General features: G+C 57.5%; 22 protein-coding genes. 13 read left to right on the top strand and 9 right to left on the bottom strand.

Annotation, left to right across the window (positions count from 1 at the left end; genetic code table 11):
• Positions 1 to 8: 8 nt before the first annotated feature.
• From RQI55_RS13535 to RQI55_RS13585, 11 genes are all read left to right on the top strand, one after another.
• Positions 9 to 932: a carbohydrate ABC transporter permease gene (locus RQI55_RS13535; RefSeq protein WP_192064589.1), complete on the top strand. Its 924-nt coding sequence runs from the start codon at positions 9 to 11 to the stop codon at positions 930 to 932.
• 8 nt (positions 933 to 940) lie between these two features.
• Positions 941 to 1861: a ribokinase gene (gene rbsK, locus RQI55_RS13540; RefSeq protein ID WP_311272912.1), complete on the top strand. Its 921-nt coding sequence runs from the start codon at positions 941 to 943 to the stop codon at positions 1859 to 1861.
• Between the two features lie 229 nt (positions 1862 to 2090).
• Positions 2091 to 3062: a sugar phosphate isomerase/epimerase family protein gene (locus tag RQI55_RS13545; protein WP_311272913.1), complete on the top strand. Its 972-nt coding sequence runs from the start codon at positions 2091 to 2093 to the stop codon at positions 3060 to 3062.
• An 88-nt stretch (positions 3063 to 3150) separates the two neighbouring features.
• The gene (locus tag RQI55_RS13550) at positions 3151 to 4215 is read left to right on the top strand and encodes a substrate-binding domain-containing protein (protein ID WP_311272827.1); all 1065 of its coding nucleotides are present in this window, start codon (positions 3151 to 3153) and stop codon (positions 4213 to 4215) included.
• Positions 4216 to 4273: 58 nt separating this feature from the next.
• Positions 4274 to 5800, top strand: coding sequence for a sugar ABC transporter ATP-binding protein (locus RQI55_RS13555; protein WP_311272828.1), 1527 nt, complete (start codon positions 4274 to 4276; stop codon positions 5798 to 5800).
• Positions 5801 to 5816: 16 nt separating this feature from the next.
• Positions 5817 to 6794: an ABC transporter permease gene (locus RQI55_RS13560; RefSeq protein WP_311272829.1), complete on the top strand. Its 978-nt coding sequence runs from the start codon at positions 5817 to 5819 to the stop codon at positions 6792 to 6794.
• A complete protein-coding gene (locus RQI55_RS13565) occupies positions 6791 to 7666 on the top strand; it encodes a MurR/RpiR family transcriptional regulator (protein ID WP_311272830.1) in 876 nt (291 codons plus the stop codon). The genes RQI55_RS13560 and RQI55_RS13565 overlap by 4 nt, the downstream gene beginning before the upstream one ends.
• Positions 7663 to 8550: a ribokinase gene (locus RQI55_RS13570; protein ID WP_311272831.1), complete on the top strand. Its 888-nt coding sequence runs from the start codon at positions 7663 to 7665 to the stop codon at positions 8548 to 8550. The genes RQI55_RS13565 and RQI55_RS13570 overlap by 4 nt, the downstream gene beginning before the upstream one ends.
• A gap of 451 nt (positions 8551 to 9001) precedes the next feature.
• Positions 9002 to 9448 carry a TRAP transporter small permease gene (locus tag RQI55_RS13575; RefSeq protein ID WP_311272832.1) on the top strand — a complete coding sequence of 149 codons (447 nt, stop codon included), beginning with the start codon at positions 9002 to 9004 and terminating at the stop codon, positions 9446 to 9448.
• On the top strand, positions 9445 to 10725 hold the full coding sequence (locus RQI55_RS13580; protein WP_042618772.1) for a TRAP transporter large permease: 1281 nt from the start codon (positions 9445 to 9447) through the stop codon (positions 10723 to 10725). The genes RQI55_RS13575 and RQI55_RS13580 overlap by 4 nt, the downstream gene beginning before the upstream one ends.
• 32 nt (positions 10726 to 10757) lie before the next feature.
• Complete coding sequence (locus RQI55_RS13585) at positions 10758 to 11738, top strand: DctP family TRAP transporter solute-binding subunit (RefSeq protein ID WP_311272833.1); 981 nt, start codon at positions 10758 to 10760, stop codon at positions 11736 to 11738.
• Positions 11739 to 11825: 87 nt separating this feature from the next.
• Here the strand turns inward: RQI55_RS13585 and RQI55_RS13590 are convergent, their stop codons facing one another.
• The 5 genes from RQI55_RS13590 to uxuA form a co-directional block, all read right to left on the bottom strand.
• Positions 11826 to 12911: a hypothetical protein gene (locus tag RQI55_RS13590; RefSeq protein WP_155398911.1), complete on the bottom strand. Its 1086-nt coding sequence runs from the start codon at positions 12909 to 12911 to the stop codon at positions 11826 to 11828.
• Positions 12859 to 13845: an ABC transporter permease gene (locus RQI55_RS13595; protein ID WP_311272834.1), complete on the bottom strand. Its 987-nt coding sequence runs from the start codon at positions 13843 to 13845 to the stop codon at positions 12859 to 12861. The genes RQI55_RS13590 and RQI55_RS13595 overlap by 53 nt, the downstream gene beginning before the upstream one ends.
• Positions 13846 to 13862: 17 nt before the next feature.
• Positions 13863 to 15365, bottom strand: coding sequence for a sugar ABC transporter ATP-binding protein (locus tag RQI55_RS13600; RefSeq protein WP_311272835.1), 1503 nt, complete (start codon positions 15363 to 15365; stop codon positions 13863 to 13865).
• A gap of 79 nt (positions 15366 to 15444) precedes the next feature.
• Positions 15445 to 16395: a substrate-binding domain-containing protein gene (locus RQI55_RS13605; protein WP_052496877.1), complete on the bottom strand. Its 951-nt coding sequence runs from the start codon at positions 16393 to 16395 to the stop codon at positions 15445 to 15447.
• A 133-nt stretch (positions 16396 to 16528) separates the two neighbouring features.
• On the bottom strand, positions 16529 to 17719 hold the full coding sequence (uxuA, locus tag RQI55_RS13610) for a mannonate dehydratase (RefSeq protein WP_311272836.1): 1191 nt from the start codon (positions 17717 to 17719) through the stop codon (positions 16529 to 16531).
• Positions 17720 to 17850: 131 nt separating this feature from the next.
• Here uxuA and RQI55_RS13615 point away from each other — a divergent pair, with 131 nt between their 5' ends.
• Together RQI55_RS13615 and RQI55_RS13620 are read left to right on the top strand one after the other, a co-directional pair.
• Positions 17851 to 18561 (top strand): FCD domain-containing protein, encoded by a 711-nt coding sequence (locus tag RQI55_RS13615; RefSeq protein WP_311272914.1) that lies wholly within the window; start codon positions 17851 to 17853, stop codon positions 18559 to 18561.
• A gap of 12 nt (positions 18562 to 18573) precedes the next feature.
• On the top strand, positions 18574 to 19359 hold the full coding sequence (locus RQI55_RS13620) for an SDR family oxidoreductase (RefSeq protein WP_311272837.1): 786 nt from the start codon (positions 18574 to 18576) through the stop codon (positions 19357 to 19359).
• A 24-nt stretch (positions 19360 to 19383) separates the two neighbouring features.
• On the opposite strand, the gene RQI55_RS13625 is transcribed toward RQI55_RS13620, so the two are convergent.
• From RQI55_RS13625 to RQI55_RS13640, 4 genes are all read right to left on the bottom strand, one after another.
• A complete protein-coding gene (locus RQI55_RS13625) occupies positions 19384 to 20433 on the bottom strand; it encodes a tartrate dehydrogenase (protein ID WP_311272838.1) in 1050 nt (349 codons plus the stop codon).
• A gap of 55 nt (positions 20434 to 20488) precedes the next feature.
• Positions 20489 to 21412 (bottom strand): glyoxylate/hydroxypyruvate reductase A, encoded by a 924-nt coding sequence (locus RQI55_RS13630; RefSeq protein WP_311272839.1) that lies wholly within the window; start codon positions 21410 to 21412, stop codon positions 20489 to 20491.
• 103 nt (positions 21413 to 21515) lie between these two features.
• Complete coding sequence (gene argE, locus RQI55_RS13635; protein ID WP_311272840.1) at positions 21516 to 22640, bottom strand: acetylornithine deacetylase; 1125 nt, start codon at positions 22638 to 22640, stop codon at positions 21516 to 21518.
• 43 nt (positions 22641 to 22683) lie between these two features.
• Positions 22684 to 23556, bottom strand: a complete 873-nt coding sequence (locus RQI55_RS13640; RefSeq protein WP_311272841.1) for a GNAT family N-acetyltransferase — start codon at positions 23554 to 23556, stop codon at positions 22684 to 22686.
• Between the last annotated feature and the right edge of the window lie 118 nt (positions 23557 to 23674).

Raw genomic sequence — 23674 nt, forward strand, 5'->3', positions numbered from 1 at the left:
TGAATCTCATGGCAACACAGGTTGAACCATCCACGACACGCCCAAGCCTCTGGTCGCGCCGTCCGCAGTTTTTGACCAGCAGTCTGTTGATCTATGCGGCGCTGGTCTTCTGGGCGTTCGTCTCGCTGTTTCCGATCTACTGGACGATCACCACATCCTTCAAGACGGCTGTGAATGTGACGCAGGGGCACCTCATTCCCTTCGTGGATTTTACACCTGACTGGAAAGGCTGGCGCTCCCTAGGTCTTTCACCGGATACGATTTTTGCCCAATCCACTGTTCGGGATGAATTTATCCGCCGTTTCTACAACAGCATCGTCGCATCCGCCGGGGCGTCGTTCCTTGCAGTGGTCATCGGCTCATTGGCAGCCTACGGCCTCAGCCGTTTTTCCTACAAGTTCCTCTGGATGAAGAACAAGGACATCTCATTCTTCTTCCTGTCGCAGCTCATCCTGCCGCCGGTCGTTCTGGCCATGCCGTTTCTGGTCCTTTACAAGCACCTGATGCTCCTCGATACGCTGGTCGGATTGATCCTCGTCTATACGCTGATGGTGCTACCGATCGTCATCTGGATCATGCGCGACCAGTTTGACACGATACCGGTCGAGCTTGAGCAGGCTGCGCTGGTGGATGGCTGCTCCATTTGGGGCGCCTTCATGCGCATCGTCCTGCCCATCGCGCTTCCGGGCATGGTCGCGGCGTTCATTCTGTCCGTTATCCTGTGCTGGAACGAGTATTTCTTCGCTGCACTCCTGACGAGTTCGAATGCCAAAACATTGCCGGTCATGGTTGCGAGCCAGACGGGTTCACAGGGCATTAACTGGTGGTCCATGGCAGCTATTGCCACGGCGGCCATCATGCCGCTAATCCTTGTTGGCGTTTTCCTTGAGCGTTACATTGTGAAGGGCCTCACCGCAGGCGCCGTAAAATGAGGTCTGGTATGAAGTCTGGCGTTTCCATCCTTGGCATTTTTGTTGCTGATACGGCCTATCTCGCGCCGCGTATGCCAGCCATAGGCGAAACCATCACCGGCAGCGGCTTTTCCGTCGGTCCGGGCGGAAAGGGCTCCAATCAAGCGGTGGCCGCAGCACAGGCGGGTGCCGAGGTGACGTTCATCTCGAAGATCGGTGATGATACCTTTGGCGATCTCGCGCTAAAAACCTATGAAAAGGCTGGCGTCCGCACAAAAATCACTGTTCTCGACCATCAGCCCACCGGTGCTGCCTTCATCTACGTCAACGACAAGACGGGTGAAAACGCGATCATAGTTTATCCGGGAGCGGCGGGCCTGATTGATGTCCATGACGTCGAAGAGGCGCGGGACACGATCACGCAGTCGGCAGTCTTCGTCACGCAGTTGGAGCAACCCGCCAGTGCCGCGCAGCTTGCGCTGGAGATTGCCCGTGCCGCTGGCGTCACAACCATTTTCAATCCCGCACCGGCTGAAGCGTTTCCAGACGAGATCTACCGTGTGTGCGATTTTATTGTCCCCAACGAAACGGAAGCTGCAACGCTCGTTGGTTTTCCAATCGATACGCTTGATGATGCCAAACGGGCGGGAGACATTTTCCTGTCCCGAGGTGTCGGCGCGGCCATCATCACGCTCGGTGCGCGTGGCGTGTTGTTTCATTCGGCGGAACAGTCCGTGTATGTCCCAGCCATCTCATGCGGTCCTGCCATCGATACGACCGGAGCTGGAGACGCCTTCGTTGGTGGTTTCGCAGCCGCGCTTTCGCGGGGTACAGACCGGCTAGAGGCCGTCCGGTTTGGATGCGCAACAGCTGGTATTGCCGTAACAAGGCGCGGCACGGCTCCTGCAATGCCGACGCTTTCTGAAATCGAAGCCGCAATGGCGCGCTGACGTCACCGAATTCTGGTGGCGTACTGAATAGAATGCATTTGCCTGATCATGCGTGGCTGCCGCACACCCGGCGGCACGCTTTCGCGCGTCTGAAGATTGCGCGACGCGCTCGAAAAAAAGCATTTTCAAGCCAAATTAATGCGCTGGACAACATATTAAGCTTTACAAAAACATTTTAATTTGTGAAGTTGCATCAACGACGATCGAAGTGAGCAAGACCGTGACCCCATTGAAATTCGCCACCCGACTGAATTCCTTTGCCTCCAAGCCTGCTGCCGAGTGGCCAGATCTTTCCGGAAAGCCGACCATGTTGCAGATGGCAAAACGCGCTGCGAAGGTTGAGGGTCTGACGGATCTCGACCTCAACTATCCTGACCATGTCGCCGATGATCCGGCACTTCTTGCGCGGCAGATTGGTGATCTTGGGCTATCGATCAACGGTTTTGCCATGCGCTATTACACCAATCCCGCTTTCAAGATTGGCGCTTTCACCAATCCAGACGCTGCCGTGCGGCGTGAAGCAATCGATCTGACGAAGAAGGGCATCGACGCCGCCCGCGCCGCTGGCAGCAATCTGATGACGTTGTGGCTGGGGCAAGATGGTTTCGATTATGCCTTCCAGGCCGATTATCACACGCTTTGGCAACACGAGATCGATGGAATTCGTGAAGTTTGCGCGCATGATCCGGATTGCTTGGTCAGCATTGAATACAAGCCCAACGAGCCGCGTTCCTATAGCCTGATGCCCGATTGTGCGACCACGCTTCTGGCCATCAAGGATGTGGACATGCCCAATCTGGGTGTAACGCTGGACTTTGCCCATGTTCTCTATGCCGACGAACAGCCAGCTTTTGCCGCTGCACTGATTGCCCGATACAGCCGCGTTCTCGGTGTGCACCTGAATGATGGTTACGCCAAGCGTGACGATGGCCTGATGGTTGGCGCTGTTCATACCCAGCAGACGATCGAGCTGCTGCGCCAAATCCGCAAGGACGGTTATGATGGCGCGATCTATTTCGACACTTTCCCTGACATGACGGGCCTCGACCCAGTTCACGAATGCGAAGTGAACATACAGACCGTGAAGCGGATGCTGAAAATCGTTGATCGTATCGAGCAGGATAATCGCCTGTCCGGCGCGGTAGAGCGTCAGGACGCCGTCTCAGCACAGGCGGTCATTCAGGAACTCATGCTCGGCTGAACCAATACCGCTGACATTCCCCAAATTTGAACCTTTCACCAAAGGCAGGCCGAAGGCTTGCCGAAAATAACCATCCGGGAGGAAACCGATGAAGACCTTTTTGAAAACGACAATGGCTGCCGGCCTTGCCGCCAGCTTCCTGTTCAGCGCCGCTTTTGCGCAGGAGCTTGCACCGCTCAATTCCGACACGGAAAAGGACCGTATGGACTGGTCGCAGCTCGAAGCCAAGCTTGGCCCATTCCCCAAGCTGCCAGAGGGCACGAAGGCCGGTGCGGTTTCCAAGACGCTGACCAATGAATACTGGCGTTCGCTTGGGCTGGGCTACGAAGCCTTCGGCAAGAAGGTCAACGTTCCCGTTGCCTATCAGGCTGCTCAGAGCGAGGGCGACCAGCTGGGGCAACTGACGATTGCCGAAGGCATGATCACGCAGGGCTATAACGTGCTGCTCGTATCACCGCAGACGGATGCCAACCTGCAGCCGGTTATCGAACAGGCGAAGGCCGCCAAGATTCCGGTGGTCAACGTCAATGACGCCGTCATTCCGCAGGCCGAGCATTATGTCGGTAACGTGCAGCGTGACAATGGTGTGCGCGTCGCCAAGTGGTTCATCCAGAACCGCCCAGAAGGCGGCAAAGTGGCCATCGTTGAAGGCCAGGCTGGCGTTTATGCCGCCGTCCAGCGCACCGATGGTTTCAAGTCGACCATCAGCGAAGGCGGCAAGTTCCAGGTCGTCGCCAGCGTTCCCGGCAACTGGGATCGTCAGACATCGTATGATGCTGCGACCAACATTTTGAACCAGCACCCTGATCTGATTGGCTTCTACGCCAATAATGACGGCATGGCGCTTGGCATCGTCGAAGCCGTCAAGGCAGCCGGACTTGCAGGCAAGGTCGCGGTTTTCGGCACCGATGGTATCTCCGATGCCTATGCGTCGATCAAGGCAGGCGAACTCACCGGCACCGTGGATAGTTTCCCTGTTCTGACAGGCGAAGTCGCACTCGAAACCGCGTTGCGCCTCGTTGCTGGTCAAAAGCTGCCGCGCGTTGTTGCCACACCGCAGGCCCTCATCACCGCAGATAATCTCAGCCGCTATCAGGGCGAGGGCGTCGATGTGCGCGCCGTGCTGATGGAAGATGCCAAGACTGCCAAGTAATGCATGCTCAGGGGAGGCCGGTTTTGCCGTCCTCCCCACCAGCCTGAGAGGTGGAACGATGACGCCACGACTGAGATTCGAGACGATTTCCAAGAGTTTTCCCGGCGTCAACGCGCTGACGGATGTCTCCTTTGACGTTGCCCCCGGCGAGATCCACGGACTTCTCGGCGAGAACGGTGCAGGCAAATCCACGCTTCTGCGCATCCTGTCGGGCGTGTTTCGCCCCACATCCGGCACCGTCTTCGTCGATGGCGAGGCGGTTGCCTTCAAGAAGCCGATGGATGCACGCGCTGCCGGTATCGCGATGATCCATCAGGAGCTTCAGCAGGTGCCGCATTTGAGCGTCGCCCAGAATATGTTTCTCGGCCATTCGCTGACCCATATGGGCGGCATGTTCGTTTCCCGTCGTGAACAGGAAGCCCGCGCAGCCGAGGCCCTCTCGATGATTGACAAAACCATTGACCCTTCCGCGCCGATATCGTCGCTGAAAGTCGCGCAGCGTCAGATCGTGGAAATCGGCCGCGCGCTTCTCGACAAGGCGAAGGTCATCGCCATGGACGAGCCGACATCGAGCCTCACACCGAGCGAGTTTGATCGTCTGGCAGAGGTCATTGCCAGCCTGTCGCAAAGCGGCGTTTCCATCATATATGTTTCACACAAGATGGATGAGGTGTTCCGCATCTGCCAACGCTCCAGCATTATGCGCGATGGAAAGCTGGTGGATATTGTTGATCTTGCCAAGGTCTCGGAAAAGGACGTGATCGCCAAGATGGTCGGTCGTGAATTGATGCAGGAAGAGCATAATTCCTTCGTCACCGGCACCGTCAAGCTTGAAGCCAGAAACCTTTCCTCAGCCACCAGAATTCGCGATGTGTCCTTCAATTTGCACAAGGGCGAAGTCCTCGGCATTGCCGGGCTTGTCGGCTCCGGTCGCACGGAACTGTTACGCCTGCTGGCGGGAGCCGACCGCTTAAGTGCAGGAACGATCAGAATTGACGGCAAGGAGCAAAGCTTCGCCAATCCGCGTGATGCCATTGCCGCCGGCATCGGGCTGGTGCCGGAAGAGCGAAAACGTGAGGGCATCATACCCCTTCGCCCCGTTGCCACCAACATGGCGCTGGCGTCCCTCGGCAGCTTCTCATCGGGTGGAATGATCAGCAATTCCAGGCTGCGTGCCACGGCAAAGGATCTGCTGAAGCGCGTCAATCTTCGCCCCTTCCAGCTAGATCGCCCGATCCGCCTCTTCAGCGGCGGCAACCAGCAGAAGGCCATCATTGCCCGCTGGCTGGCGGCCAAGTCACAAATTCTGCTGTTTGATGAGCCGACACGCGGGATTGATGTCGGGGCCAAGTCTGAAATTTATCACCTCATTGAAGACCTCGCCCGCGAGGGGCATTCGATCATCGTCGTCTCTTCCGAGCTTCCGGAGGTCATACGCCTTTCAGATCGTGTGCTGGTCATGCGCGAAGGGCGGATTGCCGCGACCCTTGAGCGAGAACAGCTGAGCGAAAGCGCGATTGTCGCGCATGCCATTCCAGGGGCGAATGCCGACGCGGATGACGCGCGCCTTGCGCGGCCCGTGTAAACTAACAGGACAACCCATGACCAGCACTTCCAACGCACCCGCCAACTCCGCCCCGGCCTTCCGCCTTTTCTCGTTTTCGCTGCGCGATGCCGGAACGCTGATCGGCCTTATCGTCATCATGGCAGTATTCGCCGCTCTCGTTCCGGGCTTCCTGTCGGAGCGAAACCTCGTCAACATCCTCCAGCAATCCAGCATCAATGCGTGTCTGGCTCTCGGCATGACGCTGGTCATCATATCAGGCGGCATTGATCTGTCGGTCGGGCCAACGGCTGCTATTTCCGCCGTTGTCACGGCCAGCCTTCTCGTGGCTGGCACGCCGATCCCGCTCGCCATTCTCGCAGGTCTCGGCGTTGGCGTCCTCTGCGGATTTATCAATGGCGGTCTTGTGGCCTATGTCGGGCTGCAACCCTTCATCGTCACGCTCGGAACGCTCAGCACATACCGCGCCATCGCGCTGATCTATACGGGCGGTAACCCGGTTCTCGGTATCCCCACAGGGTTCCGGTCGCTCTTCAACGGCAATCTGTTTGGCATTCCGACGCCTGTTCTCATTGTCGCCGTTGTTGCTATCGCCGCGTGGGTTTTGCTCAAGAAGACACCAATTGGCGAATATCTCATGGCTGTTGGTGGCAATGAGGAAGCTGCCTATGTTGCAGGCGTTCCGATAGCCCGCACCAAGATCACCGCCTATGTTATTTCCGGCGGCCTGGCCTCGCTCGCCTCGCTCATCCTCATCGGTCGCCTCGGTGCCGCCGAACCGATTCTCGGCAACCTTTGGGAACTGGATGCCATCGCTGCGGCGGCCATCGGCGGCGCGTCCTTGATGGGTGGAAAGGGCAGCATTCTCGGCACGATCCTCGGTGCCATCATCCTGGGTGCCATGCGCAATGGTTTGACGTTGATGAATGTTCAGGCCTTCTATCAACTGCTCGCCACTGGCCTTATAATCCTTATCGCCATGATGATTGATCGTGCGACAAGGGGAAGAGAATGAATTCCGAAAGCTTCGACACAAAGGCAGTTGGCCCGCGCATTCGCATGATGATGCCCTTGCTGACGCCCCTCGAAGCGAAGGTCGTGGATACCGTGTTTGCCATGCGCGATTTCAGCGATGAGACATCGCTGAAACAGATTGCTGATGACGCTGGCGTCTCGGAAGCCATGGTGGTCAAGATCACCAAAAAGCTCGGCTTTTCCGGCTATCGTGATTTCCGCACAGCTGTCTGCCAGTATAATCGCCAGCCGACTGCGGAAATGCACCAGGATCTGTCCGTCAACGATACGTCGCTAGAGATCGTCCAGAAGGTTTTTCGCACATCTATCAATGCCTTGGAGGAAACGCTTTCTATTCTGGATATGGAAGCCTTCGACAAGGCAGCCGACCTCATTCACAGGGCAGAGCATCGGGATTTCTACGGCGTCGGCGGATCGGCGCAGATTGCGCGGGATGTCTCTCACAAGTTTCTGCGCATCGGCGTTCGTGCATCCGTGTTCGATGATGTGCACATGATGCTGATGTCCGCAGCCCTTCTGACAGAGGGTGATATTGCCATTGGCTTTTCGCACTCCGGCAACACCACCGCCATCATCGAAGCGCTCCAGATTGCCAAGCGCAATGGCGCACAGACGATTGCGGTTACCAATTACAACTCGTCTGCCTTGGCGCAGGCTGCCGATGTCGTTCTTTGCTCGACAGCGCAGGGCTCACCCCTGATGGGAGAAAACGCCGCTGCCCGTATCGCGCAACTGAATATTCTCGACGCCGTCTTCATGGCGGTCGCGCAGCGCGACTATGAAGCGGCGGAACGCAATCTTGATCGCACCATGGCCGCCGTCAAATCCAAACGGAAAGATAGACTTTCATGACATCCCCCGCCCACGTCACCGTCTTTGGCAGTCTGCATTACGATATCGCCGTCATGGGCCCATCCAGACCCCGCAAGGGCGAGACGGTCACCGGCACATCCTGGCATCCCAAAAGCGGCGGCAAAGGCGGAAATCAGGCCGTGTCTGCGGCCCGCACCGGCATGCCTACTTCAATGATCGGTGCCGTCGCAGACGATAATTTCGGACGGTTCCTGCTGGCCAATCTGGAAAGCAAGGGCGTTGACCACACCTTCGTCCGGCGCGATGCCGCCCGATCCACCGGCATGAGCGTCGCCATCTTTGATGAAGAAGGCGATTACGGCGCTGTCATCGTCTCCGGCAGTAATCTCACTCTTGGCGAAGAGGATGTCGTGGCGGCTTCTGATCTTCTCGCCAAAACGTCGCTGCTTGTTCTCCAGAATGAGATACCCGATGCCGCAAACGTTATTGGCGCAAAGGTCGTGAAGCAGTCCGGTGGCCGCGTTCTCATCAACGCCGCACCAGCCAGAATGCTCTCCAACGATCTTCAACCTCTCATCGATATCCTCGTCGTTAACGCCATCGAAGCGGAAATGCTTGCAGGCGTTGCCGTGGTAGAAACTCTCGATGGCGCGCTGGAAGCGGCCCGCAAACTTGCGAAACTGTTTCCAGAGGTGGTCGTCACCGCTGGCGGTTCCGGCCTTGCCTACGCCCATCATGATGGAGAGGAAATCGCGATAGGCGCCGTCAAGGTGAAAGTTGAAAGCACGCATGGCGCAGGAGATGAGTTCATCGGTGTGCTCGCGGCCGAACTTGCATCCGGTAAAGCCATTAAGGACGCTCTTCTCGCGGCCAATTTCGCCGCCGCCACGCTCGTCAGCACGCCCGAGGTCGACCGGACCTGACTAATCCGTCACGCAGAATCATCCTCGCAAATCCTCCGATAACAGCACTTTGTCTCTCAGCTTCTTGACCCCAAGTAAGGTCGAGTGGCTGGGCGATGTAGACATTTTTGTAAAAAACTCAATCTTTTCAAATAATTTGAACTGTGGTCTGTTTTGATAGTAAAATCAGATGTTTAGCAGATGATGCAATCCTCTACGTCACCACATTTGCTTGCTTGCATTGAATTTACGGCGGCAGCAAAACAATCCTAAGGTACGAGGCGGGAACCTCATCAACTCACCGCAACTTCTCGCAGGAGACCGCTTGACGCTGTGGAATGTTAACGATAACAATTTCCGACATGTGAGTGGAGTCACTGCTGCTGTCCAAGGATGACGCGGCTGGGAAAAATGTGGGAGGAGTGCCATGGGCCGGCTATTGTCGTTTCTCTGGACCTGGATTGATATATTGATGGCAGTCCTAATGCTATCAATGATCACGCTGGTCTTTACCAATGTGGTCATGCGTTATGGCTTTTCATCCGGCCTGCGGGTCTCGGTTGAGCTGTCCCGGCTGGCATTTGTCTGGATCGTCATGATCGGTGCCGTGTCTGCATTGAAGCGGGGCGAACATCTGGGCATGCCGGAAGTCGCCGAGAAGTATTTTCCCCGCTGGCTGCCCTGGCTGAACAGGCTGAGCTGGTTGGTGGTGCTGGGCACCTCCATGATGCTCGTCATTGGTTCGTGGCGGGTTACGGTATCCAATTGGGTCAATATATCGCCCCTGACCGGTTTGCCGCTGGGTCTCTTCTATCTTTCAGGTGTGGTTTGCGGGGTCGCAATGGTGGTGATTGCACTCGTGCGTCTCGTCAATCCGGCCTCCGGCCATTTGGCTCGCCATGACGGAGACGTGGCATGACGCTTTTCATTTTCATTACGGTTCTGATCGTCGCCATTCTGCTCGGCATCCCGGTCGCATTTGCGCTGCTTCTGTCGGCTGTGGCGATGATGCTTCAGATGAATCTGTTCAGCGTGGACATCCTGGCGCAGTCGCTCATCAATGGTGTCGACAGTTTCACCCTACTTGCCATTCCTTTCTTTCTTGTCGCAGGCGAAGTCATGTCGCGGGGCGGCCTGTCCGCCCGTATTGTCGGGCTCGCCATGACACTGGTCGGCCATCGCAAGGGGGGGCTTGGCTATGTTGCCATCTTCACCTCCATCGTGCTGGCTGGCCTGTCGGGTTCGGCGGTGGCAGATGCGGCGGCACTTGTCTCCATCCTCTATCCGATGATGAAGAAGGCGGGTTACCCGCAGGAAACCAGTTTGGGCCTGCTTGCGTCTGGCGGCCTTATTGCGCCTGTCATTCCGCCCTCACTGCCGCTTATCCTCATCGGCGTCGCTGGCAACATATCCATTGGCAAGCTGTTGATCGGTGGCATCGTACCCGGCCTGATGATGGGTCTGACGCTGGTTGTCGTGTGGTGGTTCATCGTGCGCAAGGACAAGCTCGTTGTGATGGAAAAGGCGTCCTGGCCTGCGCGGGGCAAAGCGCTCAAGGAGAGTTTCTGGGCCCTGCTCTTGCCGGTCATCATCATCGGTGGCATTCGCAGCGGTGTCTTTACTGCCACGGAAGCGGCGGTGGTTGCAGCCGTCTATGCCATCATCGTGTCGATGTTCATTTATCGCGAGATGAAGTGGATCGATCTCTACCATACGCTGGTCGCTGCAGTTGGCACGACGGCCATGGTGATGTTCTTGGTAGGGGCTGCGATGGTCGTCTCCTGGCTGATCACGGTCGCGCAATTGCCGCAACAGCTCGCCGGGCTGCTGGAACCCTTCCTCGACAGCCCCCGCACATTGATGGCGATTATCATGATCATCGTCTTCATCGTGGGCACGGCCATGGATCTCAGCCCGACTGTGCTGATCCTCGTGCCGCTGTTCATGCCGGTCATCAAGATGGCCGGTATCGATCCGGTCTATTTCGGCCTGATGTTCGTCATCAACTGCTCTATCGGGCTCATCACGCCGCCGGTCGGCACTGTCTTGAACGTGATATGCGGGGTTGGCGGCACCACGATGTCGGCTGCCATGCGGGGGCTCACGCCCTTCCTGATTGCCTATACCGTGCTGCTGGCCCTGTTCGTGATCTTTCCCGAACTCATAACCTATCCGCTTCAGTTCACGTTGAAGTGAAGCATGCGACTTCAAACCTGGGAGGAACCTACATGCAGACATTCTTCAAATCTTTCGGGCTGTGCGCTGCGCTTCTCGTTAGCACCGCGCTGTCAGCCTCTGCCGAGACGCAGCTGAAGCTTGCCCATGCCGCACCGGAGGGCGATCTCCAGCAGACCATGTCGATCTATTTCAAGGAGCAGGTGGAGGCCCGCTCCAAGGGTGCGATCAAGGTCACCATTTTCCCGCAGGGTCAGCTGGGCAACGATGCCCAGATGATTGATGGCGCGCGGTCCGGCATTGTCGACATCACGATTTCCGGCTTGAACAATTTCACAGGGCTGGTGCCACAGGCCGGCGTGTTCGAACTGCCCTTCATTTTCCCGACGCGCCAGGTGGCCTACAAGGTGCTGGATGGCGAGATTGGTCAGGGGATTTCCGGCCAGTTTAGCAAGCATGGCCTGACCGTGCTCGGCTATCCGGAAAATGGCTATCGCAACATCACAAACAATAAGGGCCCGATCCGCCAGCCGGACGATCTGAAGGGCCTGCAGATGCGCGTGAACAATTCGCGCGCGTTGAACGACATGTTCGCGCTGCTGGATGCCAATCCGCAGCAGATCCCCGTAGCCGAGCTGTATACCGCGCTTGAAACGGGCGTTGTCGATGCGCAGGATCATCCTATCGGCATCGTCGTATCGTTCAAGTTCAACGAGGTGCAGAAATATCTGTCGCTCACGCAGCACGCCTATTCGCCGCTTGCCATGGTGATGAATAGCGAGAACCTGAAGGGCATGAGTGCCGACGAGCAGAAGATCATCACCGAGGTGGCGAAAGAAGCCGTGGCCAAGCAGCGCGAGATGAATATTGCCAAGGAAGAAGGCATGATCGCGGCGCTTGAGAAGGAAGGTATGAAGGTCAATCGCGATGTCGATGCAGCAGCCTTCCAGGCCGCAGTTCTCCCCGTCTGGGATGGCTTCATTTCGGCAAATGGCGATGCGCTCGTCAACCAGATCGTTTCTGCTTCCAAGTAAGCGCAGCAATTGAACACATAACAGGGCGGGGAGGAGATATCCTTCCCGCCTTTTCCGTTATTCAGCCTTTAAGGCGATCTGCGGTTCTCAAAGGCGCGGCATGCAACGAATGGAGTATCGCGTCGTCAGGCATTCGCCAGCAGTAAAAGCCCAGCTCGTTTCAATTCCGGCCTGCCGAAGCGGATTGTTCGCCGCAGAAACCTGCTCGCCAAGATCAAAAGCAGCGCGAACGGGCTCCATGCCGAGCGCAAGATGTCGCCCGGACCACGGCGCATGCGTGCGGCCGCGATTGGAGATCCAGAGCATCAGGTTGGGAAACACATGCTGATCCCATTCGAGTTCCGTAACATAGCCTTCGGCGGTATTCGTCAATGCTGCCTTGCCACTTGCGCCGCTCAGCAACAACAGGATTTCCGAAGGAGACGCGAGGGGCAGCCTGCATGCATCGATAAAGCTGCCATCCCGTGCCGGGAGCTTCGAAAGATCAGCGAATATAGAACCACTTTCAAACGGCGTGATACCCGCAGATTCTTCCAGGGGATGACTGTGAACGGCGGCATAATTGCCGGGGTCAAGGTGCATGGATCCCGTCTCTGAGGAAAGGGCAAATACCGGGTGAAGGCCGATTGGCATACGGCAATCGCGGCGTGCGCTGATACTGAGCTCGAATGTCAGTTCGGCTTTCCCGGGTGTTGCAGTGATGCGGCGGTGCATATGGGAGATGGCGCTGGCTGGCGGATACTCGATTTCGGCTGTCATTTGCGAAACGCCGTCAGAAGCCAAGCGCCAATAATGGTTCGAACCGAAACCATGGGGATATGCGCCCGCAACATCCGGTGCGTGGCTTGCCGATCCGGCCTCCAGTTGCCAGCGCTCTGGAAGCGGAGCTTCGGGCGGCATGCCGAACGGCACACACGGCCACTCGCCCCGCAGCCGGCGAAGGATGGGTGGATGATCGCTCAGATCCTCGTTTTCCCAAGGCGCGACATGCAGCGGCTGGACCGGTCTTCCATCTGGCAGACGGAAGGTGACCGGGCCAAGCATCCCGCCGAGGCTCTGTAGCGAGGCTTCGCCGCAATCCCAAACCATATGGACGGACGAGTTGTCCGGGTCTGTCACGTCACGCATGGCCAAGGTGAGGGCGCTCGATGACCAGATTGATGAAGACTGCACCGAGGATCAGTATTCCGCGAACCACCTGTTGGGCATAGGGGTTGAAGCCCCAAAGCGTCATGGCGTTCAGCAGAACACCGAGAAAGAGGACGCCAACGAAAGCGCCCCAGATCGACCCTTTGCCGCCAAACAGGCTGACGCCGCCAATGATCACAGCCGAGATGACTTCCAGTTCCATGCCCTTGGCAATCGTCGGGTTGCCGGAGTTGAGGAGCGACGAATAAACGATGCCACCCATGACGGCGAAGAGGCTCGTGATAACGAGGCAGGTCATACGCGTCCGGTTAACGGCAAGGCCAGACAGGCGTGCCGCTTCCGCATTGCCGCCGATGGCATAGACTGCTCGACCGAAGCTGGTGAAGTTTGCCAGAACATATGAGATGGCAAAGGACAGCAGCAGCAGATAGACGGGCATGGGAATGTTAAAAATCCGACCGCTGCCGATGAAATAATACCAGGACGGGAAGGATTCGATGGGCGTACCATCGGTGATCATGTTGGCAAGGCCCGCAAGCGTCGCCATCATCGCTAGCGAGGAAATGAAGGTCGGTACCATGTATCGGTTCCGCAGCCAGCCATTGAAGATACCCACTGCGGCACCAAAGGCAAAAGTGAGGGTCATGGCGACGATGACCACAAAAACGCTTGGTTCGAAGTCTCCGCCAGAGATCGCATTGACGAGCCAGGCCAGAATACAGGCCGAAGCGGCCACCATGGACCCGACGGAAAGGTCGATTTCGCCAACAATGATCAACAGGGTCATCCCGAAAGCGATCATGCCCGGCACGGCGATAGTTCGCAGAATATTCAACTGGTTATCGAGCGTGAAGAAGCCGCGAGCAGTGACCGCGACCAGAATATACAGGGCGATGAGGATGAGAAGCATCGAGTTGCGCCGCACGAATGCGCCGACTGTCCCGTCGGAGGTTGTCATCGTTGGTATCCTCTTTGTCAGCTTGTGGCCTGACGCACCATGCAGCTTGCATAGAGCGCCTTCGGGTCGAGCTGATCGTTGATGAATTCGTCTGCAATCACGCCGTCGCGCAAAATCAAAATGCGGTCACAGCATTTCACCAGATCTTCGAGTTCTGTTGAAACGACGATGCTGGAAAGGCCACGCGTCGCCTGTTCCCAGATGATCTGATAGATTTGCTGCTTGGCCAGAACATCGACGCCGCGCCCGGGTTCGTCAAAAAGCAGGATGCGTGGATCATTGTTCATCCAGTTGCCAACGACGATCTTCTGCTGATTGCCGCCTGACAGGCTCGAAACGGGAAGCGACGGGTTGCCAACCTTGATCAGCAGGTCTCTGATCTGGCGATCAACGAAGGGTTTTTCGCGCGCTGCGGTCACAAAGCCCATCTTGCTGATCGAATGCATCGCCGCCAGACACAGGTTGGCGTGGCTCGACAGGATTTGCGCCAGTCCGCCGTGCTTGCGGTCTTCCGATGTGTAGCCCAACCCCAGCGCTTTCATCGTCGCGATGGATACATCTTTGATGGTCTTGCCATCGACGATGACTTCGCCGCCGTCCATCGGACCTGCGCCATAGATGGCGCGCAGCAACTCGGTGCGCCCAGAGCCAAGCATGCCCGCAATGCCAAGCACTTCGCCGTGGTGGAGATCGAAGGAGACATCAGCCAGTTTTGGTGCAAGCGACAGGTTGCGCACCTGCAGAACGGGCCGCCCCCTGTCCTTTTTGTGCAGCGGTCTGTTAACCGGCTGGATTTCGCCGAACATCAATTCGAGGATCACATCCGGCGTCGCCTCCGCAATGGGCCGGGAGCCGGTGAGGACGCCATCGCGAAGAGCGGTCACCGTATCAGCAATCTCGGTGAGTTCGGCCAGCCTGTGCGAAATATAAATGATGGTCACACCGCGATCGCGCAGCCGCTTGATCAGCGTGAAAAGTTGCTTCACTTCGGCCTGCGCCAGCGCAGAAGTGGGCTCATCAAGCTGCAGGATCGATGGGTTGAACGACATCGCCTTGGCAATCTCGATAACCTGCTGGCGGCCAATCGAAAGGGACCCGGCTGCCGCATCCGGATCGATATCTCCGGCGCCCATATCATCGAGCAGCGTACGCGCTTTGCGGCGCAGCGCCTTCCAGTCGATGATCGGCGTGCCAGCAATCTTGGGCAGGCGACCGATGAAGATGTTTTCGGCAACGCTTAAGTGCGGAACAAGGCTGAGTTCCTGATAGACGGTAACGATACCGGCTTCCAGCGCTTCGGCTGGACGGGCAAATTGACAGGGCTTGCCATTGACGATCACCTCGCCTGAGCTCGGTTCCGTCGCGCCAGACATGATCTTGATGAACGTGCTCTTGCCTGAGCCGTTTTTACCCAGAAGAGCGTGAACCTGCCCGCGTGAAAAATTGTGGGTGAAGTCGCTCAGCGCGGTCACGGCGCCGTAACGCTTCGTAAGCCCGCGCAGTTGAAGAACCGCCGACATGCCTGCTCCCATCAAGTCAGTAACATCTGGCAGCGGACGCCGATTGCGCCGCGCCGCCAGACGCTTGGGTTTTGGAGACCTACTTCTTCAAGGACTCGACGAAGGTCTTGATGCCCTCAGGCTCGGCACGAGACAGAAGAATGGCCGGAACCGTCGTCTGTTTCTCAACCTTTTCACCCTTGAGGATAGAAAGCGCAGCATTCACGCCCGCAGCACCCATATCAAACGGCGACTGGGCGGTAACGGCCTGTAGAACATTGTCTTTCGCCATCAAACCCTTGGCGAGTTGTTCTGAGCCGTCGATGCCGAACACATAGACCGATCCTGCTTTGCCAGCATTGCGCACAGCCTGCATGGCGCCAACGGTGCCGCCTTCGTTGGCTGCATAGATAACGTTGACGTCAGGATTGGCGGTGAGAATGTCGGTTGCGACCGACACGGCTTTTTCCGGTAGCCAGGCGTCCTGCTCAGTCACGATCTTGACCTGGTTGCCGGCTTCAGCGGCGGTCTTGAATCCACCTGTCCGGTCGCCGCTCTGTTCAGGCAACAGCGACTTGAAGCCGAGTATGGCAACGTTGGCTTTGCCCGCGAGTGTCGTCTTGATGAAGGCACCGGCAGCCTTGCCTGTCGACATGCCGAGATCCTTGTTGGATGTTGAGAAGGTTGCCTGGGCAATCGTGTCGTCGGTCAGGCCACCATTCACGGCAACAACGGTGATGCCAGCATCACGTGCACGCTTGAGAGCGGCAGCCGAGTTCTTGGCGGAAACGGGTGCAATGACGATCGCGTTCACCTTGCGGGCGATGTAGGTGTCGATTGCCTGCGATTCCTTGGCTTGGTCGCCATCGATGTTTGTTTCGAGTATTTCGGCTCCGGCCTTTTCGGCTGCGCTGCGCATGCCGGCCTGAAGCGACTTCATGAACTGGTCACCCTGGAAAACGATGCTGGCGACAACCGGCTTGTCTGCTGCGTTGACAAAGCTCGTCCCGGCCATCAGGCCCAGAGCCGTCATGGTAATAAAGGTCTTCATAGTATCTCCTCCCTTTGAGTTTCTGTCGGACTGACGGTTGGGTCTCCTACACCCCAATCGTCAGAATTGAACCGCTGACCCATCAACACGAGATGTGGGATGGGCAGGATATCGGACGTTCAGCTAAGCTGCGTCACGCGCCGATGCCATGCTCGAGCTGGTCGACTGCGGCGATGACACCGCGAAGTTCCGCCAGCCCTTTCAGCCTGCCAATGCAGGAATAGCCCGGGTTGACGGTTTTATTCTGGTCATCGATCAGCAGATGCCCATGATCCGGTCGAAACGGAATGACGCTGTCAGCCCGCCCTTCGGCGTCGCGGCGCTTTTCTTCCCCGCGCAGCACCGAGATCAGCGACACCATGTTCACGTCGCCATCCAGATGGTCGGATTCGATGAAGGAGCCGTCAGCCTCTTTCTTCACATTGCGAAGGTGAGCGAAGTGAACCCGGCTTGCAAAGCGCTTCGCCATCTCCGTCAGATCGTTGCCCACGCGAGAGCCATAGGAACCGGCGCAAAGCGTAATGCCGTTCGCCTGATGATCGACGGAACCGAGGATCGTTTCGATATCCTGCGCTTGCGAAACGACGCGCGGCAGACCAAACAGCGAAAAAGGCGGATCATCGGGGTGGATGCCGAGGCGAACACCGTATTCCACCGCCACCGGCACAATTTCCTTGAGGAACTCGACCAGATTGGCGCGCATGTTGTCGGACGATATCTCATCGAAACTGGCGATCTGCTCGCGAATTGTTTCGCGCGTGTGGGTATCTTCCTTTCCGGGAAGACCGGCAATGATGTTGGTCTCCATGGTTAGAAGCTCGTCCTCGGTCATCGCCTCGAAGCGCTGGCGCGCTACCTCGATCAGCTCAGGCGCGTAGCTTTCCTCAGCGGCGCGACGTTTCAGCACGAACAGGTCATAGGCGGCAAAATCAGCCATATCGAACCGAAGCGCCAGACCGCCTGCTTCTGTGGGGTAGCGCAGGTTCGTGCGCGTCCAATCAACCACCGGCATGAAATTGTAGCAGACAACGGGAACTCCAGAGCGCCCGAGATTGGCCAGACTGTCCTTCCAGCTATCGACATATTGGCGCCATTTCGCATTGCGCAGCTTGATTGCCGAATTGACGGGAATGGACTCGCAAACAGACCATACCATGCCTGCACGCTCTATCGTCGCCTTGTGGGCAAGTATGTCATCCACACTCCACGTGCGCCCATCATAGATGTGATGCAGCGCCGTGACGACACCGCGAGCACCTGCCTGGCGGGCATGTGACAAGGTGACCGGATCATTGTTTCCGAACCACCGCCAACTCTCCAACATTGACGTCTCCATTCCTTAATGTTGGACAATAAAGGCATTGCGGGAGAAAATTGGCAAGAGAAAAATGAATTTGCAATAATAAGGCCAACATATTATGGCTAGCTGAGTAACAGAGGAGGTTCCCGTTGAAAGTGCCTGATCAGGACAGCAAGCCGTCAGCTGTCGATGAAGTCGTCGGTCAGATCAGAGCCTTGATACGCGAGCGCGGCCTTGGTGTTGGCGATGTTTTGCCCAGCGAGGTGGAGCTTGCGGAAATGTTTGCGTCCAGTCGCAACACCGTTCGCGAAGCGTTTCGCACACTGAAAGCCTATGGCATTGCCGAATCTCGCCAGAAGCTCGGCGCTGTGCTGACAGACCAGCATCACAACGCCATGCGTGATCTCTTCGCTTTTGCAATGGATGTATCGGCGGATGCGTTTCAGGACATTCAGGGCTATCGCCGTCTGACGGAAATGAACCTCTTCGATCTGCTGAGCGAACACCTGACGCCCGATAAGCTTGAGGAGATTGAGGCTGTGAATGCTGCGATCCTGACGGCTGGCAGTGCCGAAGAAGCCTCCGAACTCGACTTCAAGTTCCATATGCTTCTGGTGACTGCGGCTGGAAACCGGACGCTGACGGAAACCTATGGCATGTTGAAGCCGGTGATCCAGCGGCTGATGATGGCTGGCAAGTCGAAACGCTCCACCTTGAAAGGCGTCTTCGGTGAACATCAGTCGATCATCGAAGCCCTGCGCAGCAAGGACAAGATCGCTTTTTCCTATCATATGGACCGGCATTTGAGCGCAGGTCTGGTGTTTATTCCAAATGCGACCGTTTCGCGGGATTCCAAGAGCAAATAAGGGACCGATATCGTGGGTGAATTCGCTGACAAGATTGCTGTCGTAACCGGCACCACGGGCATTGGCCGCGCCGTGACGCTCAATTTGGCACGCAGCGGTGCGCGCGTCGTAGCCCTTGGCATTGATGTCGCGGCCAACCAAGAGCTGGCCAGCCTTGCAAAAGCTGAAGATCTTGATGTTCTGGTGCTGGAAACCGATGTGTCCGATCCGCAAGCCGTTCGCATTGCGTTTGAACAGGCGGCTGCGCTCGGCGGCGGGATCGATGTCATCGTCAATTCTGCAGCAGTCCACCCCTATGGCGATGCGACCCAAACCCCGTTCGATACATTCATGCGCTGCATGGCCGTCAATGTCGGCTCGATCCATCTGACGGCGCAGTTCGGCGTTCCAGAGATGCGCAAGCGCGGAAAAGGCGTGATCGTCAATATTTCCAGCGTGCAGGGGCACGCCTGCCAGAGCGGCGTTTCCGCCTATGTTGCATCGAAAGGCGCGATCCATTCCATGACACGCGCCATGGCGCTCGATTTCGCGGCGGATCAAATCCGCGTCGTCTCAGTCAGTCCGGGTTCTGTCCGCACCCCCATCCTCGAATTGGCTGCACGCACATTCGAGGGGCCGGATGCGGACATCGACGCGGTGTTCCAACGCTTCGGCGCGGCCCATCCACTCGGGCGCATTGGAGAGCCGGAAGAGGTCGCCGTTCTCGTCGCATTCCTGGCCTCCGACAAGGCGGCCTTCATCACCGGCACCGATCATCGCATCGATGGCGGTCTGACGGCTGGCATTGGCGTGCGCTGAGGAGGAGCTATCCTCCGCAGGCGCTTATTGTTGCATCGCTGCCAGCACTGCTGCCGTAATCGTTTCAGTCTTGTCCTTGCCGGGCACGGTGCCGATCCCCTTTGCCGTTGCCGCTTCGATGGCCGTGATGATATCTGCGGCGGCCTGTTTCTCGCCCAAATGATCCAGCATCATCGCACCGGACCAGATGGCCGCGATGGGGTTGGCTATGCCGAGATGTGCGATGTCGGGGGCCGAGCCATGGACGGGCTCAAACATGGATGGCGCTGAACGATCCGGGTTGATGTTGGCCGATGCCGCAAAGCCAAGCCCACCCTGAATGGCCGCACCCAGATCAGTCAGAATATCGCCGAAGAGGTTGGAAGCCACCACCACGTCCAGCGATTCGGGTGCCATGACCATGCGGGCCGCCATGGCATCGATGTGATAATTCGTCACCTCGACATCGGGATAGTCAGCCGCAATTTGAGCCGTCATCTCATCCCAGAACACCATGGAATATTTCTGGGCATTGGATTTGGTAACCGATGCCAGTTTCTTGCGGCGGGAACGTGCCTGCTCAAAACCGAAGCGAAGAATACGCTCGACGCCCGTACGGGTGAAGATCGAGGTTTCGACCGCCACTTCATCCGGCGTGCCGACATGAACCCGGCCACCCGCGCCAGAATATTCCCCTTCGGTGTTTTCGCGGATGCAGAGAATATCGAAACCGTCTTTCTTCAACGGCCCCTCGACACCCGGCAGCAGCCGGTGGGGGCGAATGTTGGCATATTGAACAAAAGCTTTGCGGATGGGCAGCAGCAGGCCGTGCAGCGAAACGGAATCAGGCACTTCCGCTGGCCAGCCCACGGCACCCAATAGAATGGCATCATGTCCACGCAGGATATTGATCCCATCTGCCGGCATCATCGCGCCGGTCTCCTTGTAGAAGGCGCAGGACCACGGAAATGTTGTTCCGCTCAGCGTGAAGCTACCCTGCTTTTTCGCCGCTGCCTGCAAGATGGTCCAGGCGGCATCAATCACGGCAGTGCCGATGCCGTCACCGGGAATGATAGCGATGGAATGGTTTTTCATGGGTTTCATCCGCTTTGAAGATCAAATGGGTTATGGTTTGGCGCACCGTTGCCGTTCAATAGCCACGGCTACGGTCGATGAGGCCGATGGGATCAAGGCCGTTTTCATGCCGACGGATATTGTCGATGACGGCTTTCGCTGCCGTTTCCGGCTGGGTCACGGAGGCGATGTGCGGGGTAATCATGATGCCGGGGTGCTGCCACAGCGGATGGCCCGCAGGCAGCGGCTCCGGGTCTGTCACATCAAGCATCGCGCCGGAGATATGTCCGCTTTCCAACGCATCTATCAGGGCAGTCTGATCGAGCTGCGGCCCACGCCCGGCATGGATGAGCGCTGCACCAGCAGGCAGCTTCGCAAAAAGCTCCGCGTTCAGAAAGCCACGCGTTTCAGGCGTCAACGGCAGCAGGCAGATCAGAATATCCGTTCGCGCCAGAAAGCTGTCGATCTGATCTGCGCCATGGTAGCAGGTAACGCCATCGATTGTATGTTCGCTGCGGCTCCAGCCTGAAAGCGCAAAGCCGAAAGGTTCCAGCCTCTCCAGCACCGCCTTGCCAAGATGGCCAAGCCCCAGCACGCCGACACCTCGCTCATGCGCCTGCTTCACCGGCAATGCTTTCCATTCGGCTTTGGCCTGCTGTGCCAGATAGTCTGGCAGGCGGCGGTGGAGCGCCAGAACGCCAAGCGTCACATATTCCTGCATCATTCGCGTGATGCCATCTTCCACCATCCGCACCAGTTTCACATGGCCGGGCAGGGCCGATGTATCGAACTGGTCGATACCGGCACCAATGGAAAACAGGATTTCCAGATTTCTGTAGCGCGCAAGGTCTGTCGGCGCAGTCCATGTCATCAGATAGCGAACGCTTTCAGGATCGACGGTGGCCGGGTCGGATACAAACGGCACGTCAGGCAGGTCCTGCGCAAATTGCTGCGCGAAGATTTTTGCGCGGGCTGCGTCGGAATTGAATAGGAATGTCATGCACCGGTCCTCGTCTTTCAGTCGCCCAACGTGGCGTATTTCCAACCGCAGTATGCACTGACGCAGGGGTGACGTTCAGCACATCTGACCGTTTTTCAAAGCATCAGGCACTCAATCCCGCTCCAAGCGCAACCAGCATACGGTGGCAGGCGGTTAGCTCGTCTCGGGTAATGAACTCATTGGGCTTGTGTGCACGCCCAATATCACCCGGACCGCAGATGATGCTGTCGATACCCGCTGCCTGATAGAGCCCGGCTTCGGTGCCGTAACTAACGGCGGCCAGCGGCTCGATGCCCGTCAATTCGCGCAGAAGTGCGGTGAGGGGTGCGTCGGCTGAAAGTGACAGCGCCGGATACTCGCTCAATGTCTCGAAGCTGACATCGAAACCTTTGGTTCGCAGCACCTCGGTCGTATCGCGCAAAGGTTGGAGCAGGCCCGCAGGCGAGACGCCTGAAATTGCCCGTGCCTCAATGTCCGCAATGCAAAGGTCAGGAATGATGTTGACCGCCTGTCCCCCGCTGATCTTGCCAACCTGAAGCGAGGAGTAGGGCGGTTCAAAATTCAGATCGAACGGACCGTACGTGAACGCATCTGCCGCATTCACGGCGCTCGTCAGTATTTCGCTCATCGCATGGATGGCGTTCAGACCCAGATCAGGCCGTGAGGAATGGCCAGAACGCCCACGGACGGTGATCCGCGCCGCCGCCTTGCCCTTATGGGCTTGGATGGCGCGCAGGCCACTCGGCTCGCCGACGATGCACATGTCTGGAAGCGCGCATAGCGTGGGGATCAGTTTGATAAGATGCGGCACACCCTTGCAACCGGCTTCCTCATCATAGGAAAATGCAAGATGGATGGGCCGCTTCAACGGCATTTTTGAAAATTCCGGCAGGGCCGCGAGGGCGCAGGCCAGAAAGCCTTTCATGTCGCTGGTGCCGCGCCCAAAGAGAGTGTCGCCATCGGCACGCAGGGAAAAGGGGTCGCTGGACCATTCCGCTTCGCCCGCCGGAACGACATCCAAGTGGCCGGAAAGAATGACGCCCGGCACATCACGTGGGCCAATGGTTGCGAAGAGGTTCGAGCGATCCCCTTCAGGGCCAAGGGCTGTCGTCACATGCGCACCGTGACTCCGGGCGTAATCCGCAATCCAGTCAACGATATCGCCATTGGGTTGGCCGACAACCGAGGGAAATGACACCAGTTTTTGCAATATGTCGAATAGCGTCATTCAGCCTTGTGCCTTTTCTGACAGATGGAGTAATGCAAGGTCATCAACCCAGTGCGTGCCCGGCCAGACCGTAAACCCAGGGAGCATTTTGGCTCCTGTTCAGGAACCTTCGCCCTTTGGACAAGGTCGTGGTAACTTCAGTCGGATGAAGGCCGCACGCCACCAGAAATTCTGCGAAGGCCCCTTCCTCTCTGGTGTCAATCCGCGTGTACTTGCCCTCAAGCGACGCCAAATGCCACGCGACCATCTGCATTGCATCTGCCTCGTTCGAGGCGACCACAGGGCCGATGACCTGACCCGCCCCGAAATTGCGGCGCATCGCATAGCCTGCAACTTCACCATCTCTTCGCAGCACGCATGTCACTGCAGCCTCTGAAAGCACCCGAAGCAATTGTGCGCGCTCGGTCCCGAATGCCGCCTTGTCCAATGCGCTCACTTCATGGACAGATTGGGCGGGTAGCTCGCTCAAAATGCCGTCTGGCTTTGGCAAGGTCGGCACCGCCGACACGACACCGTCATGCATAGAGACCTTTCCCTCAGCGTCGAACCCAAGCGACATATAGAGCGGATAGGCGGCTCTGGTCGAATTGAGAGCGAGGCTCCGGCCACGACACTTGTCCATCACCTGTTCCATCAGCCAGCGACCGGCACCATTCGCTTGGGCACGCGGGGTTGTGATAACCAGTCCAACGGTCGCAAAATCCTCTCCATGTGGAAACCACATGGCGCTGCCGAAAATCCTGCCGATTTCATCAACCGCAACGATGCCTTGTCCGACACGCCGCAGCAATTCCCAGTCCGCTGGCCGGTGGGGCCAACCGACGCCGAGGGACAGCGCATGGAGCGCCTGCACATCTGCCTCGCTGATGTCTTGCGCGACCAGATCAAAAGATTTCACGCGGACCGATACTGCCACTGGAACCCCTCCCATGAGATAAACCGGCGATATGGTTTGAGCACTCCGGTCGGCTATCGGGATAGCCGCACTTTGGAAGATATGCCTTTTTCGCAGCAGGATTGACCGCATTTGAGCA

The sequence above is a fragment of the Rhizobium sp. WCS2018Hpa-16 genome (assembly GCF_031843705.1).
GTDB classification, from domain to species: domain Bacteria; phylum Pseudomonadota; class Alphaproteobacteria; order Rhizobiales; family Rhizobiaceae; genus Agrobacterium; species Agrobacterium tumefaciens_C.

Coding starts and splice junctions, on each gene's coding strand:
- RQI55_RS13535 (WP_192064589.1), top strand. CDS start 9: ATGGCAACACAGGTTGAACCATCCACGACACGCCCAAGCCTCTGGTCG.
- RQI55_RS13555 (WP_311272828.1), top strand. CDS start 4,274: ATGACGCCACGACTGAGATTCGAGACGATTTCCAAGAGTTTTCCCGGC.
- RQI55_RS13550 (WP_311272827.1), top strand. CDS start 3,151: ATGAAGACCTTTTTGAAAACGACAATGGCTGCCGGCCTTGCCGCCAGC.
- RQI55_RS13625 (WP_311272838.1), bottom strand. CDS start 20,433: ATGAAAAACCATTCCATCGCTATCATTCCCGGTGACGGCATCGGCACT.
- RQI55_RS13600 (WP_311272835.1), bottom strand. CDS start 15,365: ATGTCGGCGGTTCTTCAACTGCGCGGGCTTACGAAGCGTTACGGCGCC.
- argE (WP_311272840.1), bottom strand. CDS start 22,640: ATGACGCTATTCGACATATTGCAAAAACTGGTGTCATTTCCCTCGGTT.
- RQI55_RS13585 (WP_311272833.1), top strand. CDS start 10,758: ATGCAGACATTCTTCAAATCTTTCGGGCTGTGCGCTGCGCTTCTCGTT.
- uxuA (WP_311272836.1), bottom strand. CDS start 17,719: ATGTTGGAGAGTTGGCGGTGGTTCGGAAACAATGATCCGGTCACCTTG.
- RQI55_RS13575 (WP_311272832.1), top strand. CDS start 9,002: ATGGCAGTCCTAATGCTATCAATGATCACGCTGGTCTTTACCAATGTG.
- RQI55_RS13570 (WP_311272831.1), top strand. CDS start 7,663: ATGACATCCCCCGCCCACGTCACCGTCTTTGGCAGTCTGCATTACGAT.
- RQI55_RS13580 (WP_042618772.1), top strand. CDS start 9,445: ATGACGCTTTTCATTTTCATTACGGTTCTGATCGTCGCCATTCTGCTC.
- RQI55_RS13560 (WP_311272829.1), top strand. CDS start 5,817: ATGACCAGCACTTCCAACGCACCCGCCAACTCCGCCCCGGCCTTCCGC.
- RQI55_RS13565 (WP_311272830.1), top strand. CDS start 6,791: ATGAATTCCGAAAGCTTCGACACAAAGGCAGTTGGCCCGCGCATTCGC.
- rbsK (WP_311272912.1), top strand. CDS start 941: ATGAAGTCTGGCGTTTCCATCCTTGGCATTTTTGTTGCTGATACGGCC.
- RQI55_RS13630 (WP_311272839.1), bottom strand. CDS start 21,412: ATGACATTCCTATTCAATTCCGACGCAGCCCGCGCAAAAATCTTCGCG.
- RQI55_RS13595 (WP_311272834.1), bottom strand. CDS start 13,845: ATGACAACCTCCGACGGGACAGTCGGCGCATTCGTGCGGCGCAACTCG.
- RQI55_RS13605 (WP_052496877.1), bottom strand. CDS start 16,395: ATGAAGACCTTTATTACCATGACGGCTCTGGGCCTGATGGCCGGGACG.